This window comes from Nocardia pseudobrasiliensis NBRC 108224, assembly GCF_001613105.1.
GTDB classification, from domain to species: Bacteria; Actinomycetota; Actinomycetes; order Mycobacteriales; family Mycobacteriaceae; genus Nocardia; species Nocardia pseudobrasiliensis.
The window spans coordinates 36,664-53,940 of record NZ_BDBS01000067.1 but is presented as its reverse complement, the minus strand read 5'-3'; the positions used below and the strand labels follow the sequence as shown (position 1 = coordinate 53,940).

Genomic DNA, 17,277 nt, shown 5'->3' with positions numbered 1-17,277 from the left:
CACGGCCAGCGGACTCGCCGCCGCCGCGCCCACGGCCGCGCCGACCGCCGCCGTGCCGAGGGTCTCGGCCGCGATCCGATCCGACCGGCTCGGTGCGAATCCGGCCGCGTCGAGCGTGCTCGCCAACTGCGCCTCGGCCTGGGCGGAGACATCGTTGACGGTCGTCGCGGCCTCCGGCGGTAGCCAGCCCGGAATGTCGACCCGCGTATCGCCGAAGCGCAGCTTGCCCGCCGGGGCCTGGATGGGCGCGACGGTCGCCAACCGGGTCGGATCGGGCAGATGTAGCGCCTCGACCTCGACCCCGGCCAGCGGGGCGCGGGGCGGTTCGAGTCGCATTCCGGCGGGCGAATTACGCTCTACCACAGCGGGATCGACGGATGCGGCCGAATCGGCCGGATTCGTATCGACCGGCGCGGAGTCGGCCGATGCGGGACCGGGCGACGTCGCTTCCAAGGCGGTTGTACCGACGGGGGCCGCGCCGATCGGAGCCGACGCGGCCGGAGCGATCGCGGCGGCGGACTCGAATGCGATGGGCGTGGTCTCGTCGAGGGGGAGGGTCGCCGCGGCCGAACCACCGGCGGCCGCGACGACCAGGAGTGGTAAGGCACCGGCCACCGCCCCGGTGAGAAGTCGACGAGGGCGCGAAACCGGCAGCACCGGTTGGCATTTGCCCATGTGGGACCTTTCTTCGCGAATATCCAACCAACGTCGAACATTCGGACCCACCCACTACCGTGGATGGGTCGGGTCACCAGGACAATTGCAACAAATTCAGACGGCGCTGCGGCCCGCCGACGGACTGGGCGTTTGGTTCGCCCCGGATTTGCCTGCATCCGCGGCATTTTCGCCCAATTCGCCGCGGACTTCGCGGCGATCCTCCTCGTTGCCGTTCATCGCCTCCATGGCAAGGCGGGCGAACACCCACTGCTCGGTGGCCGCCATCTGACCGCGGTTGCGGCCCAGGAAGGCCACGAACCACTGGAACACGGTGACGACGCGGCTGCGATAGCCGATGAGGTAGTACAGATGCAGCACCAGCCAGATGAGCCAGGCGAGGAAGCCGCCGAACTCGAGTTTGCCGATCTGGCACACCGCGGAGAACCGCGACACGGTGGCCATCGAACCCTTGTTGAAGTAGTGGAAGGGCTTGCGCTGCTCGGGAGTCTGCTTACCGGCGACCTCGGCCTTGATCTGCTTGGCCGCGTAGGTCGCGCCCTGGATCGCGCCCTGCGCCTGGCCGGGTACGCCCGGCACCGACATCAGATCGCCGACCACGAAGACGTTCGGATGCCCCTTGATGGTGAGGTCCGGCTCCACGATCACGCGTCCGGCCCGATCGACCTCGGTCCCGTCGGACTGCTGGGCGACCAGCTTGCCCAGCGAACTGGCCTGCACACCCGCCGACCACACCTTGCACGCCGCCTCGATGCGTCGCTGGCTGCCGTCCTTGTCCTTGACGACCACACCGCGCGCGTCGACATCGGTGACCATGGCGTTGAGCTGAATCTCCACGCCCATCTTCTCGAGTCGCCGCTGCGCGATACTGCCCAGTTTGGGGCCCATCGGCGCGAGCACCGCGCCCGCACCCTCGAGCAGGATCACCCGGGCGTCGCGCGGATCGATGTTGCGGAAGCAGCCGACCAGCGTGCGATCGGCGAGTTCGGCGATCTGCCCGGCCAATTCGACGCCGGTGGGGCCCGCGCCCACGACCACGAAGGTCATGAAGCGATCGCGCTCCTCCTGGGTCTTGGCCACCTCGGCCTCCTCGAAGGATCCGAGAATGCGGGCGCGCAGTTCGAGCGCGTCGTCGATGGTCTTCATACCCGGCGCGTAGGTGGCGAAGCGGTCGTTGCCGAAGTAGGACTGCTGCGCGCCGGTGGCGAGGATGATGCTGTCGAATTCGGTGACGGTGTCCTCGTTGAGCAATCGCGAGGTGACCGTCTTCGCGGCCAGATCGATATGGGTGACCTCGCCGAGGATGACCTGGGTGTTGTGGTGCTTGCGCAGCACGATGCGGGTGGCCGGGGCGATCTCACCGGTGGACAGGATGCCGGTGGCCACCTGATACAGCAGCGGCTGGAACAGGTGGGTGGAGGTCTTGGAGATCAATACGACATCGACGTCGGCGTTCTTCAGATGCTTGCAGGCGAACAAGCCGCCGAAGCCGGATCCGATCACCACCACTCGATGGCGCCGCTTCTCGACAGCCGCTCCCGTCATTTTCGCTCCTCCGCCGCGCAATTCGGTCTACAACAGGGCTAACGGTAGTCGGCTTACCCAATTCCGGTCACTTCGACCTCCATTCGGCGCGTCTCATGGCAACGGGCCGACGAACCGATCGGCGCCCACCTCGGCCAGCGGCGGCCACAGGAACGCGGTCAGCCGATCGACGAATTCGCCGCGATCGCGATCGGCCCGGCTGCCCCAGTCCTCGGCGGACATCAGGATCGCGCCGACGGTCGCCGTCGCCCACACCCGCGCCGGGGCGGGATCGGCGTCGACGGCGACCAGCAGTCGCGCGAGCACCGAGGCCGCCCAGTCGGCGGCGCGGGCGAAGAACGGGCGGCGATGTCCGGCCGGATCGTCGGATTGCAGGCGCTGCATGAGCAGGTGGTGCAGATTCGGATTGCCGTCGACGAAGTCGCAGATCAATTGGACCAGGGCGCGAACGAGATCGCGCCCGGGCAGCGGCTGGGCCAGGATCGCGTCGGCCGCGCCGATGAGCGCCTCCATATGACGTTCGGCGAGCGCGTCGACCAACGCGGTCATATCGGGAAAGACCGCGTAGACCGCGGTGCGGGCGTATCCGGCCTCGGTCGCGATCTCGGCGACGGTCAGTGGCGTCCCGGTGCGCGCGACGACTCGTTCTGCGGCCGTGAGGATTTCGGTGCGCCGCCGAGCCGGGTCCAGGGGCGGGCCCGGCGGACGTCCGCGCCGACGCGGACGCACTGTGTCTCTTGTCACAGCGCCCACTCTACCGTTAAAGTACAAGGTGTACTTTTTAGAGGGAGGGTGAGGTCATGGTCAGCGTCGACCCCCGAGCCGACCGCGAGAACATCGGATTTCTCGAGGTCACCGGCCGTCATCCGCTCGATCGACTGTTGCGGCTGATGCCCGAGCGCGAGCAGATCCTCGCCGAGCCGCGATCCGGCAGTGGACTGCGTCCGGTCCGCGGCGACGGCGGTCTGCCCTATATCGGCCGCACCCTGCAGTATCTGCGGTGGGGCCCAGCCGAATTGCTGCATCGCTATCACCGCTACGGCCCGGTGAGCTACAGCCCGGCCCTGGGCATCGACCACATCTTCGTGGCCGGACCGCAGGCCACCGACGAGGTGATCGGCAAGCGGCGAGCCGATTTCGGTCAGGGCTGGGACTATTTCATCGGTCCGTTCTTCGGCCGCGGTCTGCTGCTGCTCGAATTCTCCGAGCACATGTTCCACCGACGGATCATGCAGCAGGCGTTCACCCGCGAACGCCTGGAAACTCATCTGGCGCATCTGGCTCCGGTGGTCGACACCGCCATCGCGCGCTGGGTGAGTGATTCGAGCCGCCGGGTGCGGCTGTATCCGACGATCAAGGATCTCACCCTCGAGATCGCGGCCGAGACGTTCATGGGCGTGCAGGCCGGACCGGAACGCCAGCGCCTCGGCGCGGCCTTCCTCGATTGCACGCACGCGGCGCTGTCGATGGTTCGCCATCCCGTGCCCGGCGGTGCGTGGCGGGCCGGGCTGCGCGGGCGAAAGGTGCTGGAGGAGTACTTCACTCGGATGATCCCGGCCAAGCGTCGTTCCGAGGGGGCCGATTTCTTCTCCGCGCTGTGCCATGCCCGGACCGAGGACGGCGAGGTGTTCTCCGACGCCGACGTGGTCAATCACATGATCTTCCTGATCATGGCCGCGCACGATACGACGACCACCACCGCGACCGCCGTCGCGTATTACCTGGGCCGACATCCGCATTGGCAGCAGCGGGTGCGGGCGGAGGCGCTGGCCCTGCGCGAGGAGGTCGGCGACACACCGGCCATCGCGGATCTGGACCGGCTGCGCGATCTGGATCTGGTGATCAAGGAGAGCCTGCGGTTGGTGCCGCCGGTGCCCGGGCTGGTGCGCCGGGCGGTGCGCGATACCGAGATCGCCGGACACTATGTGCCCGCGGGCACACATGTGGACGTGGCCTACGGCGTCAACCATCTACTACCCGAATTATGGTCGCATCCCGCGCGTTTCGATCCCGAACGCTTCGCCGAGCCACGCCGGGAGGACAAATCGCATCGGCTGGCGTGGATGCCGTTCGGCGCGGGCGCGCACAAATGCATCGGCATGCATTTCGGCGTGAACGAGGTGAAGGTGATCATCGCCGCGATGGTCCGCGATTACGAATGGCGAATCCCCGACGGCTATCTCATGCCGTGGGGATTCACCACGATCCCGTTCCCGCGCGACGGCGCGCCGATGCTGTTGCGCCGCAGGTGAGAATCAGCGTCCGCTGAACAGGATTTCCGCCACGCGCGTGGTGGTCTGCTCACCGTCGGCGTAGCCGCCCTGATCGCCGAGGTAGTTCATGATGCCCAGTGTGTAGCGCTCGTCCGGACCCGCGAAGCCGACCGAGTTGACCACCCAGCCGCCCTGCTCGTCGGACCAGCCGTTCTTCAGGCCCGGGCGCATGGCCGCGCCCGCGCCCCAGACGCCCCAGTGTTGATTGGCGTCCACATTGCGCATGCGATCGAGCAGGTAGCCGCGATCGTCGGGGTGCATGTGATCGAGCACGTTGTTCATCAGGCGATCGAGATCGGCGGGGGTGCACTGCTGGAAACCCCAGTCCGGGAACGCGCGTCCGGGCGGCGTCGGCTTCGGATCCAGCGAGGCCATGCCGTTGGCGACGAAGGCGTTGTTGAACGCGCGGTGGTCCGGGCCGGAGAACTTGGCCCAGAGCACATCGGCGGCATTGTCGTTGGAGGTCGCCAGCATGGACTCCAGCAGCCCGCGATCCTGCGGGGTGAGCGCGATCGCGCCGACGCGAGCGCGGTTGAGCAGATCCTCGGCGATGGCGAGTTTGATGGTCGACGCGGTCCAGAACGGGGTGTCGGCATTGCCGTTGCTGTGCACCGCGCCGGTGACGCGGTCACGCACGACGTAGCCGACCACGCCCGGGCGGCCGGACAGGTACGCGTCCACCTTCTTGATGCGGGCGCTCATATCGCAGTCGAATCCGTCGGCGCAGCCCTCGGTGCGGACCGGGACGGCCGAGGCCGGGCCGGCCTGCAGGGCGGGCGCGCCCGCGATGAGCACGGTGGCGGCGAAGGCGCAGGCGCCTGCGGCCATGCGCGTGGGTCGGTTGGCGCGCGCGGCGCTGCGGGGATAACGCACGCACGCACCTTAGCAAAAAGATCCGATTTCGCACGCTATGCCCTTCGCTCGCGAACACACCGCCATCGAATCGGACATTGTTGCGGCGCAGCGGTTTTCGGACATCGCGGCTCAGTGGAAGGCGGCCTGTAATTCCTCGACGCTACGGCCGTTGAGGCGGTAGCAGTGTTCGAACGCCTCGGTGTGGCCGTCGCGGGGCCAGGTGTGGAGAACGGCGGTGCGTCCGTAGTGGCGGGAGTTCACCAACTCCCACCGGTCTCCGACTCGGCGGACCGTGAACCCTGATCTGGGTACAAGGGGCGTCACCGTCGCTGTCATGAACCGAACCAGCCTTTCGAAAAACTCTGCTCCCATCCCTCCCCGCAGAGCACTGTGGCACACCGCACCCGCGCATTCGGTATGACACGCGGTGGCGAATTGCGGCCAAGTTTCCCGGCGTGGTCTGATGGGCGGATTCGATTGTGTTGCTGGAAATTTGGTAAATGTGCGGCAATTCGGTCAAATGTGTGGTGAACACCTCTTGCGGATCGGTAGCCGGTCTCATACCACACGGTATGTCGTCGGAAGTCCGAGTCGTGGCGCGGTTCGGGCCCGCCGAGTTTGTAGGATCGGCCGACGACAGGCAACCACGAGGCATCCGGCGGGCGGTTTCACCGACCATATCGAGCGAGGGGAGAGAGGCGGCCGATGGCGCTGCACATCCACCGAGCCGAGCGGGCGGAGACGCTCGCCGACGAGCTCGCGGCGGTGCTGGCGCGGCCGCTGGCCGACCCGTTCGCCGTCGAGGTGGTGGCTGTGCCCGCCAAGGGTGTGGAGCGCTGGCTCAATCAGCGCCTCGCGGGCACGCTGGGTGCGGTTGCGGGAGACGGGATCTCGGCGAATATCGCGTTCCCGACACCCGCCGCGCTGGTGGCCGACGTCCTGGCCGCCGCGAGCGGCATCGCCGCCGACGAGGATCCGTGGGCATCCGGTCGAGTCGTTTGGACGCTGCTGCAGGTGATCGACGAGGCCCTGGACGAACCGTGGGCGGCCCTGCTGGCTCGCCACCTCGGCGCCGATACCGCCGACGGCCGCCGCACCCACCGCGCGGGCCGGCGCTATGCCACGGCCGCTCGGATCGCGGCACTGTTCGACGGCTATGCCGCCCAGCGCCCGACGCTGATCGGCGACTGGTCCGCGGGGCGCGATACCGACGGCTGCGACAACCCGCTGCCCGAGGACCTGCGCTGGCAACCGGAACTCTGGCGTCGGCTGCGCGCCCGGGTCGGCACTCCCGGCCCGGCCGAACGGCTCCCGGCCACCTGCGCCGCGCTGCGCGCCGATGCGTCGATGGTCGATCTGCCCCAGCGTATTTCCCTGTTCGCCCCGGCTCGGCCGACCATCGATCAACTGGCGGTGTGCGCGGCGCTGGCCGAGCATCGCGATGTTCACCTCTGGCTGCCGCATGCGAGTCCGGCGCTGTGGGACTGCCTCGATCCGACGGCTGCCGCCGCGTCGCTCCCGCGTAGCGCCGACCACAGCGCCCTGCGCGTGGCGCACCCGCTGCTGGCCGCCCTGGGGCGGGACGCGCGGGAGTTGCGATTGCGATCGGGTGGGCTCGGGGAGGTCGTCGACACTTATCATCGCGGTGGCGAGAACCCTTCGGCCACATTGCTTTCCGCATTGCAGGACGGCATTCGCTGCGATCGTTGGCCGCCTGGGGGCGATTCGGTCCGCGCCGACGGCACCGTATCGGTCCACTCCTGCCACGGCCCCGCGCGGCAGGTCGAGGTGCTGCGGGATGTGCTGCTGGGGATCTTCGCCGCCGACCCGGAGTTGCAACCGCGCGATGTGGTCGTGCTCTGCCCGGATGTGGAGAACTACGGGCCGCTGGTGCGCGCGGCGTTCGGGCATTGGCAGGGCGAGCCGGGTGTGCGGCCCGCGCATCCGGCGCACGGGCTGCGGGTGCGGATGGCCGATCGGTCCTCCGGCGAGGCCAATCCGGTGCTCGGCGTGCTCGAGGATCTGCTCGGGCTGGCCGACGGGCGGGTGACGATTACGCAGGTGCTCGATCTCGCCGCGGCCGAACCGGTGCGGGTGCGCTGCGGATTCGACGACGACGATATCGAGCGGTTGCGGGACTGGGCGGCCGAGACCGGGGCGCGGTGGGGCATCGGGCAGCGGCAGCGGCAGGCCTTCGGACTCGCCGAATTCGCGCAGAACACCCTGAACGCGGCCGTCGACCGGATTCTGCTCGGCGTCGCGGCGGGCGAATCCTCCGAGGACTGGCTGGATCTGGCGCTGCCGCTCGAGGATGTCGATTCCGCCGATGTGGATCTGGCGGGACGGTTCGCCGAATTCACCGACCGGCTCGCGGTGTGTGTGCGGGATCTGCGCGGGCCGACAGCGGCGGAACCGGCCGGATCGGAGCGTCCGGCGCACGAGTGGGCGCAGGTGCTCGGGCGGGCGCTGGATCTGCTCACCGACACCACCTACGCGCAGTCCTGGCAGGGTGTCGAGGCGCGCCGCGAGGTGGCGGCCGCGCTCGAACACGCGGGGTCGACGCCGCTGCGACTGCCCGATATCGCCGCGCTGCTGCGTGATCGGCTCGCCGGGCGCAGCGCGCGGGCCAATTTCCGCACCGGCGAGCTGACCGTGTGCGGGCTCGCGCCACTGCGGTCGGTGCCGCATCGGGTCGTGGTGCTGCTGGGCCTGGACGACGAGGTGTTCCCGCGCGCGAGCGGTGTCGACGGCGATGATGTGCTCTCCCGTGAACCCCTGGTGGGCGAACGCGATCCGCGCAGTGAGGATCGACAGCTGCTGCTCGACGCGATCATGTCCGCGCGGGATCGACTGGTGGTGCTGCACACCGGCGCGGATCCGGTCACCGGCGCGCATCGCCCACCCGCGATCCCGGTCGCCGAGCTGTTGGATACGCTGCGCGCGCTGACCGGTTCGCTGGACGGCGTCGTGACGCGGCATCCGTTGCAGCCGTACGATATTCGCAATTTCATCGCGAGCGAGCCGTTCAGTTTCGATACCGTCGCCCTGGCGGGCGCGCGGGCGGCGACCGGGCCCGTGCGCGAGCAGCCCGCCTTCCTGCCGGGCCCGCTCGCCACCGCGGCGCGGGTGGATGTGGAACTGGCGGAACTGATCTCGTTCGCCGAACATCCCGTGCGCGCCTTCCTGTGGCAGCGCCTCGGAATCCGGGTGCCGGAGGAAGAGGAGGAGATCGACGAGCGGCTGCCCATCGAACTCGACGGGCTGACCAAGTGGAATATGGGCGAGCGCATGCTGGCCGCGCGGCTCAATGGGGCCGATCCGGCCGCCCTGCGCGCGGCCGAGTGGCGGCGCGGCACGCTGCCGCCGTTCGGAATGGGCGCGGCGGTGCTCACCGATGTCGAGGACACCGTCGATCGGCTGGTGCGGGTGGCCCGGCCGATACACGAATTGCCCGCGCGCACACTCGATATCGCGGTGGATCTCGGCGAGGGCCGGTTGCTCAGCGGTACCGTGCCCGATGTGCACGACGACGCGGTGGTGCGCACCACCTTCTCCCGGCTCGCACCCAAACATCGCCTCGCGGCCTGGGTGCGGCTGCTGGCGCTGGCGGCCACCGAACGCAATCAGGGCTGGCGCGCGATCACCATCGGCCGGGGCAAGTTCAACCGTCCCGCCTGGCGTTCCACGCTCACCGCGCCCAATGCCGCCACCGCCCAGGCGATTCTGCGCGATCTGGCCGATCTGCGCGACGAGGGCCTGACCGAACCACTGCCCATCACCCCCACGGCCTCGGCGGTCTACGCCGAACGCCGCTGCCAGGGCGCGAGCGTCGAGGACGCCCGCCTGTCCGCCGATCAGGAATTCCTCGGCGGCCCCAACGGCCCCCGGGCCTTCGGCGACCATACCGACCGCTATCTGCGCTACGTCTGGGGCCCCACCCTGCGCCTCGAGCACCTCGAATCCCCCCTGCCCGACCCCGATCCGACCGGCGAGCCCACCCGCTTCGCCGTCCTCGCCCGCCGCCTGTGGAACCCACTGCTGGCCAACGAATCCCAGGGGCAACCATGACCGACGAACTGTTCTCCCTCACCGATCTCGAACCAGCCGAGCCTCGCCGCCGCACAACCGAACCCGGCGTCCGCCACACCCACGCCGAAGCGGAACCCGCGGACCTGTTCTCGCTCAACGGTTCTCCCGACCTCGCGGAATCGCAGGCAACCGAGCATACGGCCCCGGATCCCGTCGGCGACGACGCGTCGTCCGCGGGGGCCGATACCGTTGTCGCGGACGAGCTTTTCGAGATCGCCGAGCAGGCGCCCGAGTCCCCGGAGGGGGCACAGCTCCTCGCGAGTGCTCCGGAACAGGTCGGGGAGAGCGTCTTTCAGCTGTGCGGCGCCTTGCCGACAGGAACCACTGTGCTCGAGGCCAGTGCCGGGACCGGGAAGACCTATGCGATCGTGGGGCTCGCGGTGCGGTTCGTGGCCGAGGTGGGGGTGGATGTCTCCCAGCTGCTGTTGGTGACGTTCAGTCGGGCGGCTACGCAGGAGCTGCGGGAGCGGACTCGGGATCGGTTCGTGGCGGTGGCTGCCGGGCTGGCGGATGTCGACGGGGCGCGCGGGAGTTCGGATGAGTTGATTCGGCATCTGGCGCAGGGGGGTTCGGGGGAGGTGGCGCGGCGGCGGGCACGGTTGGTGGCGGCGCTGTCGGATTTCGATTCGGGGACCATCGTCACCACGCACAGTTTCTGTCAGCGCATGCTCGACGAGTTGGGGTTGGCGGGGGAGCACGATCCGGGGGTGCGACTGGTCGACGGGATCGACGATCTGGTCGCGACCGTCGCCGATGATCTGTATCTCGCGCGTTACGCGCGCGGGGGAGCGCCGTTCTCGCTGAAGGACGCCCATCAGCTGGCCGCCGCGGCGGTGGGCGATCGGCACGCTCGGCTGGTGCCCGATGAGGAGATCGGCGATCATCCGGCCGCCGAACGGGTCGCCTTCGCGCTCGCGGTGCGGGCGGAAACCGAACGGCGCAAACGGCTTTCGGGTATCCGGGACTTCGACGATCTGCTGGTGCTGCTGCACGAGGCGCTGGCCGATCCGGTACACGGCGAACGCGCGAGCCGTCGCATTCGCGAACGCTACCGCGTGGCCCTGGTCGACGAGTTCCAGGACACCGACCCGCTGCAGTGGGACATCCTGCGCCGCGCCTTCCATGGCCACGCCACCCTGGTCCTGGTCGGCGATCCCAAACAGGCCATCTACGCCTTCCGCGGCGCGGAGGTGCTCAGCTACCTCGACGCCGTCGCCCACGCCGACTCCCGTCGCGAACTGACCACCAACCGGCGCAGCGACGCGGGCCTGCTCACCGCGCTGGATCATGTCATGGGCGGAGCGGCGCTGGGGCACAAGGAGATCGCCGTGCAACGCGTGCACGCGGTCCGCCCGGACACTCGCCTGGACGGCCCCGCCGAACAGCGAACCCCATTGCGGCTGAGGCGTTTCCGACGCAGCGGCGCTGGCCCCCTCAACGGCGCGGGCTTCCCGGCCGTCGGCCGTCAGCGCTCCCGGGTTGCCGAGGATCTGGCCGCCGATATCGTCCGCCTGCTCGACTCGGGCACCCGCATCGACGATCGACCGTTGGGCCCGGGCGATATCGCGGTGCTGGTCCGCACCCGCTCTCAGATCGATATCGTGCGCTCGGCATTGGACCGCGTCGGCGTCGCCTCGGTACTCACCGGCGGCGCGAGCGTCTTCGCCACCCAGAGCGCGACCGACTGGCTGTGGCTGCTGCGCGCACTCGAGCAGCCGCATCGCGGCGACCGGGTGCGCTTGGCCGCCGGAACCCCGCTGCTGGGCCTGTCGGCGGCCGAGATCGACTCCGGCGGAGCGGATCTGGTGGGCCGGCTCAGTGCTCAGCTGCGCGATTCGGCGCGGCTGTTCACCCGCGCGGGATTCGCCGCGGTCTTCGAAAAGTTGTCCGCGGAAACCGAATTGGCTCCCCGGCTGCTCGCGGTCGCGGGCGGCGAGCGACGCCTGACCGACCTGCGCCATATCGCCCAGCTGCTCGACCAGGTGGCACTGCGCGAATCGCTGGGCCTGACCGCGCTGACCCGCTGGCTGGCCGACCGGGTGCGCGATCCCGCCTCCGGCGCGGTCGCCGACCGTAGCCGCCGCCTCGATCGCGACGCGGCCGCGGTGCAGATCGCGACCGTCCACGCCAGCAAGGGCCTGGAATTCCCGGTCGTGTACCTGCCTTTCGCCTGGGACAGCGCCAAGAATCCCACCCCGGCCACGCTGCTGTTCCACGACGGCCCCGACCGCGTACTCGATGTCGGCGGCGCGGAGGCCCCCGGCTACGCCGAGCGCAAGCGTCGCTGCGAGGCCGAGGAGGCGGGTGAGGAACTGCGCCTGCTGTACGTGGCGCTCACCCGCGCGCAGTGCCAGGTGGTCGCCTGGTGGGCCCCGGCCTACGGCACCACCTTCGCGCCCCTGCACCGCATGATCGTGGGCCGTGAACCGCACAGCGCCGAAGTGCCCGCCCGCGCGGAGGTGCCGGTGGACGAGGCTGTGGCCGAGGAGCTTTCGCAATGGGCCGCCGCGGTATCGAAGGTGATCGCGGTCGAGGAAGTGCGCAAGATCGCACCCGTGCGCCCGCGCTGGGACCGCGAGCACACCGAGGTCGGCGACCTCGCCGCCGCCCGCTTCGACCGCGAGATCGACCACGAGTGGCGACGCACCTCCTACTCCGCGCTCACCGCCGCCGCCCACGACCTGCACGCCCCACGCGCGGACGAAACCCCCGGCAACTCCGACGAACCCGCCGAACCCGCCGCCGAACTCGAGGCGGCCGCATCCGAGTTCGAGGGTGCCGCAAGGTCTTTGATGAACGACCTGCCCTACGGCGCGGACTTCGGCACCCTGGTGCACGGTGTACTGGAACACGTGAACACCGACGCCGCCGATCTGGCCGCCGAGGTGCGCACCCGCTGCGAACACGCGATCGAGGAACTGCTGGCCGATATCGATCCCCAGGTGCTGAGCAACGCCCTGCTCGCGGTCATGCACACCCCGATCGACTCCGGCAGCCTGGCCGCCGTCGCGAATCGCGATCGCCTCAACGAACTCGACTTCGAACTCCCGCTGGCCGGTGAGCACGAGGACGGCCAGCGAATCACGCTGCGCCGCATCGCGACTCTGCTGCGCGCCCATCTACCCGCCGACGATCCGTTCGCCGCCTATGCCGATCACATCGACACGCTCGACGATCTGCCCCTGCGCGGCTATCTGACCGGCAGTATCGACGCCGTCCTGCGCCTGCCCGGCCCGCGATTCGTGGTCGTCGACTACAAGACCAATCGCCTGGGCGTGGGCGATCTCACCGTCGCCCACTACACCCGCGACCGAATGGCCGCGGAGATGATGCGCTCGCACTATCCGCTGCAGGCCATCCTGTATTCGGCGGCGCTGCACCGCTTCCTGCGCTGGCGGCTGCCCGATTACGATCCGGCTCGGCATCTGGGCGGCATCCGATATCTGTTCGTGCGCGGCATGATCGGCCCCGAAACCCCTTCGGGCTGCGGCGTATTCGACTGGGATCCGCCCGTCGCCCTGGTCGAGGAGCTGTCGCAACTGCTGGCCGGGCGGGTGGCGCGTTGACCGCGATCCAGTTGGCGCAGCGGGCGACCGGGCTGCTGCGCATCTTCAACGCCGCCGGAATCCTGTCCGCCGCCGATGTCCATGTCGCGCTGCGGCTGGGCCGGCTGGGCCGCGAGGAGTCCGAGCCGGTGCTGTTCGCCGCGGCCCTGGCGGTGCGCGCGGTGCGATCGGGATCGGTATGCCTGGAGCTGCCGCGCATGCGCGATATCGGCGTGGACGGTGAGGGTTTCGACGCCGACGATCCCGATGCGATCGATCCCGCCACCCTGCCCTGGCCCGAGGTCGATGCCGTGCTGTCGGCGCTGCGCGCGAGTCCGCTGGTGCAGGGCAGCCCGGCCGGACCGCTGCGTCCGCTGCGGCTGGTCGAGCCCGACGGCGGCAGTCCGCTGCTGTATCTGGACCGCTACTTCCGGCAGGAGCAGACCATCCGCGAGGCCCTGACCGCGCGGGCGGCGGGTCATCCGCTGATCGATGCCGAAACCGTTCGGCGGCAACTGGATCGACTGTTCCCGGATTCGCACCGCCCGGGCGAACCGCCGGACCGCCAACGGGTGGCGGCGGCGCTGGCGGCCACCCACTGGACCACCGTGGTCGCGGGCGGTCCGGGTACCGGCAAAACCCATACGATCGCCCGCATCCTGGCCCTGCTGGTGGCGCTGCAGGAGGCGGTCCCGGGCGCACCCGCACCGCGGATCGCCATGGCCGCACCGACCGGCAAAGCGGCTGCGCGCCTACAGGAATCTGTGCGCGAACAGGCCGGGGACCTTCGACTGCCGGATTTGACCGCGGCCACCCTGCACCGACTACTGGGCTGGCAGCGCGGCGGCGCGACCCGGTTCCGCCACCACGAATTCAACCGGCTGCCCTATGACGTGATCGTGGTCGACGAGACCTCGATGGTCTCGCTGACCATGATGAGCCGACTGCTGCCCGCGGTGCGACCCGACACCCGGCTCGTACTCGTCGGCGATCCGGACCAGCTGGCCTCGGTCGACGCGGGCGCGGTACTGGCCGATCTGGTGGCCGGACCCGTGGTGGCCGAACCCAATCCGGTCCTCGACGAGATTCTCGGCGAACAGCACGCCGCGGCGGCGCATCCCGACGCCCTGACGACGCGCGAACGAGATCGACTGCGCGGCGGCATCATTCGCCTGACTCGCGGTCGCCGCTTCGGCGGCCGCATCGCCGAACTGGCGGTGGCCGTGCGCGCGGGTGACGCCGATGCGGCGCTGGCGCTGCTGGCCGACGGCGGCGCGGAACTGTCGCTGTGTCATCCCGACGAGATCACCGGCGTGCGTGCCGATGTCGTGACCGCCGCGCGCACCGCGACGGCCGCGGCCGAACGCGGCGATGCCGCGGGGGCGCTCGAGGCGATGGAATCGCATCGGCTGCTGTGCGCGCACCGGCAGGGTCATTTCGGCGTCGAATACTGGGACCGGCTGGCCGCGGGCTGGGTGGCCGCGGCCGGTGTGGGATCGGAAACCGCGGCGGGGCAGTGGTTTCCGGGTCAACCGCTGCTGGTGACCGCCAACGATCACGAGGCGCGCATCTACAACGGCGACACCGGCGTGATCGTGCGTGGCCCCGACGGCTCGCTGCGCGCGGCGCTACAGCGCGGCAGTGAACCGTATCTGGTGCACCCCACCCAATTCCCGGGCGTCACCACCGTGTACGCCATGACGATCCATCGCAGCCAGGGCAGTCAGTACGGCATCGTCTCGGTGGTATTGCCCGGCCCGGAATCGACGCTGCTGACCCGCGAACTGCTCTATACCGCCATCACGCGCGCCCGCCACCGTGTGCGGATCATCGGCACCGAGGACGCCATTCGCGCGGGCATCGGGCGGCGCGTGCTGCGGGCCAGCGGTCTGCGCGCGTAATCGCGAATCAGCCCGCGCTGTCGAAGATTCCGGGGATGGTCAGGGCGAATTCGACGTCCTCGCGGCGGCCTAGAGTGACCAGGACGCTGCGGATCATGGTCAGCCGTGCCGCGGCCAGCTCGTCGGGATTCGGGTCGCTGGTCGAGAGCCGGTAGACGACGAATTCGCAGGCCTGCAGGGCGGTGTCGAGGTCGAGCGGGGTGGGGGCGGGGCGGCCGAGGGCGACGAATTTGGTGCGCACCAGGCCGCGGATGTCGTCGAAGGCGTCCTCGCGATAGGACGATACCGGCGAGGCGGGATCGTGCAGTTCGGCGAAGACCGGTCGCAGCATCGGCCCGTGGCCGTGCGCCCAGTCCAGATAGGCGTCGATGATGCCGATGCCCAGCCGCACCGGTTCATCGGAGGCGTCCAGGGCCGCGCGGATTCCGCCGACCAGGCCCTCGTTGGAGGTGGTGAGCAGTGCATGCAGCGGCTCCTCGGCATTGCCGAAGTAGCGGTAGTAGGTCGGTCGCGAGATTCCGGCGCGCTCGATGATGCGCGCGACGCTCAGCCCACGCGACCCGTGTTCGGTGAACACCGCGGCCGCGGCCAGCACGATGCGGGCGCGCACCTCGTCGGCTTGCTCGGGGGTCTGGGGTGGGCGGCCCCGGCGCGGGCCGGCGCTGTGAGAGGTGACCACCGCATCGCCGGGCATCTGTGGATCCTCCTCGACGTCTTGACAGATCGCATGCTCGAGCTATTAATCTAACACCGGTGTTAATCTAACACTGGTGTTCAATTAAATTGGATACCTCACCGGATCGAGAGGGCCGACCAATGCCGACCGCCCCCCAACTGGCCGCCGCCGACGCGCTGCCGCACGCGCTGGTGCAGTCCCTGCTCGCGCACGCCGTGGCCGGTGGCGCGCCCGCGGTCGAGATCCTCGCCCCCCGCGACCGGGCGCAAGATCGTGGATCTGCCGCAGTCCTCGACCGCCGATCTGGACCGGGCCTTCGAGACGGCCCGGCGCGCGCAGCGCGAATGGGCGAAGACGCCGGTGCGCGAACGGGTTTCGATCCTGCGCCGATTCCACGACCTGGTGCTGTCCGAACAGGACGCCATTCTCGACATCGTGCAGCTCGAGTCCGGTAAATCGCGCGTGCACGCCTTCGACGAGGTGGGCGATGTGGCGGTCAACGCGCGCTACTACGCGGGCGTGGCGGAAAAGCTGCTGGCCCCCCGCACGCCGCGCGGCGTGCTGCCGATGCTGACCCGCGTCGAGGTGCGCAATCGGCCCAAGGGCGTGGTGGCGGTCATCTCGCCGTGGAACTATCCGCTGGCGCTGGCGGCCTCCGACGCGCTGCCCGCCCTGGTCGCGGGTAATGCCGTGATCGCGCGGCCGGACAATCAGACCGCGCTGACCGCACTGTGGGCCATCGATACCGCCGAACGCGCGGGCCTGCCGAAGGGTTTGTGGCAGGGGGTGCTCGGCCGCGGTTCGGTGATCGGCGGCGAGGTGATCGCGCGGGCGGACTATGTCGACTACACCGGATCGAGTGCGACCGGACGCACGATCGCGCGGCAGGCCGGGGAGCGGCTGATCGGCTGTTCGCTCGAATTGGGCGGGAAGAATCCGCTGTTGGTACTGGCCGACGCCGATGTGCCCGCGGCCGCGCGTATCGCGGTGCGGGCGTGCTTCGCCTCGGCCGGGCAGCTGTGCGAGTCGATCGAGCGGATCTATGTGCACGACGCGGTGTACGAGCGGTTCGTGGGGGAATTCGTCAACCGGACCCGGGCGCTGCGGCTGGGCACGGCGCTGGATTACTCCTACGAGATCGGTTCGCTGACCTTCCCTCGCCAGATCGACACGGTCGCGGCGCATGTCGACGACGCCGTGGCCCAGGGCGCGACGGTGCTCACCGGCGGGCGGGCGCGTCCGGACCTGGGTCCGTACTTCTACGAGCCGACGATCCTCGAGGGGGTGCGCCCCGGTATGACGGTGTACCGCGAGGAGACCTTCGGCCCGGTGGTATCGGTGTACCGCGTGCACAGCGACGATGAGGCGGTCGACCAGGCCAACGACTCCGCCTACGGCCTCAATGCCAGTGTGTGGAGCCGGAATACGGCGCGGGCCCGCGAGGTGGCCGCGCGCATCGAGGCCGGATCGGTGAATGTGAACGAGGGCTTCATCGCCGCCTGGGGCAGCGTCGCCGCGCCCTCGGGCGGGCTGGGAATCTCCGGCGGCGGGCGACGGCACGGCCCGGAGGGGCTGCTGAAGTACATCGACACCCAGACCATCGCCGTACAGCGCGCGCTGCCGATCGCCCCGCTGCCCGGAATGTCGGAGGCGCTGTGGGCCAAGACCATGACCCTGTACTTCGGTGTGATGAAAGCGTTGCGGCAGAAGTGATGTCG

At 69.6% G+C, this 17,277-nt stretch carries 10 protein-coding genes and 1 pseudogene; 5 read left to right on the top strand and 6 right to left on the bottom strand.

What is annotated here, in order from left to right; all coding sequences use genetic code 11:
* The 3 genes and pseudogenes from NP4_RS37050 to NP4_RS37040 all read right to left on the bottom strand — a co-directional run.
* Positions 1-615 (bottom strand): annotated as a pseudogene (locus tag NP4_RS37050) (hypothetical protein); the annotation flags it as partial.
* A gap of 156 nt (positions 616-771) precedes the next feature.
* The gene (locus tag NP4_RS37045; protein ID WP_068008370.1) at positions 772-2,220 is read right to left on the bottom strand and encodes an NAD(P)/FAD-dependent oxidoreductase; all 1,449 of its coding nucleotides are present in this window, start codon (positions 2,218-2,220) and stop codon (positions 772-774) included.
* A 93-nt stretch (positions 2,221-2,313) separates the two neighbouring features.
* Positions 2,314-2,964, bottom strand: coding sequence for a TetR/AcrR family transcriptional regulator (locus tag NP4_RS37040; protein WP_169813858.1), 651 nt, complete (start codon positions 2,962-2,964; stop codon positions 2,314-2,316).
* Between the two features lie 56 nt (positions 2,965-3,020).
* Here NP4_RS37040 and NP4_RS37035 point away from each other — a divergent pair, with 56 nt between their 5' ends.
* Positions 3,021-4,472: a cytochrome P450 gene (locus tag NP4_RS37035; protein WP_068008365.1), complete on the top strand. Its 1,452-nt coding sequence runs from the start codon at positions 3,021-3,023 to the stop codon at positions 4,470-4,472.
* 3 nt (positions 4,473-4,475) lie between these two features.
* Here NP4_RS37035 and NP4_RS37030 read toward each other — a convergent pair whose 3' ends face one another.
* Entirely contained in the window at positions 4,476-5,321 is an 846-nt protein-coding gene (locus NP4_RS37030) for a serine hydrolase (RefSeq protein ID WP_114755538.1), read from the bottom strand.
* A gap of 156 nt (positions 5,322-5,477) precedes the next feature.
* Complete coding sequence (locus tag NP4_RS43000; protein WP_255285628.1) at positions 5,478-5,609, bottom strand: hypothetical protein; 132 nt, start codon at positions 5,607-5,609, stop codon at positions 5,478-5,480.
* Between the two features lie 444 nt (positions 5,610-6,053).
* Between NP4_RS43000 and recC the strand changes: the two genes are divergently transcribed.
* Genes recC through recD form a run of 3 tightly spaced genes read left to right on the top strand, consistent with a single transcriptional unit; the run spans position 6,054 to position 14,883 of the window.
* The gene (gene recC, locus NP4_RS37020) at positions 6,054-9,416 is read left to right on the top strand and encodes an exodeoxyribonuclease V subunit gamma (protein ID WP_068008362.1); all 3,363 of its coding nucleotides are present in this window, start codon (positions 6,054-6,056) and stop codon (positions 9,414-9,416) included.
* Positions 9,413-13,003 (top strand): UvrD-helicase domain-containing protein, encoded by a 3,591-nt coding sequence (locus NP4_RS37015; RefSeq protein WP_082876553.1) that lies wholly within the window; start codon positions 9,413-9,415, stop codon positions 13,001-13,003. The genes recC and NP4_RS37015 overlap by 4 nt, the downstream gene beginning before the upstream one ends.
* Complete coding sequence (gene recD / locus NP4_RS37010; RefSeq protein WP_068008357.1) at positions 13,000-14,883, top strand: exodeoxyribonuclease V subunit alpha; 1,884 nt, start codon at positions 13,000-13,002, stop codon at positions 14,881-14,883. The genes NP4_RS37015 and recD overlap by 4 nt, the downstream gene beginning before the upstream one ends.
* Positions 14,884-14,890: 7 nt before the next feature.
* Here the strand turns inward: recD and NP4_RS37005 are convergent, their stop codons facing one another.
* Positions 14,891-15,577 (bottom strand): TetR/AcrR family transcriptional regulator, encoded by a 687-nt coding sequence (locus tag NP4_RS37005; protein ID WP_068008353.1) that lies wholly within the window; start codon positions 15,575-15,577, stop codon positions 14,891-14,893.
* A gap of 204 nt (positions 15,578-15,781) precedes the next feature.
* Between NP4_RS37005 and NP4_RS37000 the strand changes: the two genes are divergently transcribed.
* Positions 15,782-17,272 carry a succinic semialdehyde dehydrogenase gene (locus NP4_RS37000; RefSeq protein ID WP_211335767.1) on the top strand — a complete coding sequence of 497 codons (1,491 nt, stop codon included), beginning with the start codon at positions 15,782-15,784 and terminating at the stop codon, positions 17,270-17,272.
* The last annotated feature ends 5 nt before the right edge of the window (positions 17,273-17,277 follow it).

Bases quoted from the DNA above. Each gene is read 5' to 3' on its own strand.
- NP4_RS37005 (WP_068008353.1), bottom strand. From the start codon at position 15,577: ATGCCCGGCGATGCGGTGGTCACCTCTCACAGCGCCGGCCCGCGCCGG.
- NP4_RS37015 (WP_082876553.1), top strand. From the start codon at position 9,413: ATGACCGACGAACTGTTCTCCCTCACCGATCTCGAACCAGCCGAGCCT.
- NP4_RS37045 (WP_068008370.1), bottom strand. From the start codon at position 2,220: ATGACGGGAGCGGCTGTCGAGAAGCGGCGCCATCGAGTGGTGGTGATC.
- NP4_RS37030 (WP_114755538.1), bottom strand. From the start codon at position 5,321: ATGGCCGCAGGCGCCTGCGCCTTCGCCGCCACCGTGCTCATCGCGGGC.
- recC (WP_068008362.1), top strand. From the start codon at position 6,054: ATGGCGCTGCACATCCACCGAGCCGAGCGGGCGGAGACGCTCGCCGAC.
- NP4_RS37035 (WP_068008365.1), top strand. From the start codon at position 3,021: ATGGTCAGCGTCGACCCCCGAGCCGACCGCGAGAACATCGGATTTCTC.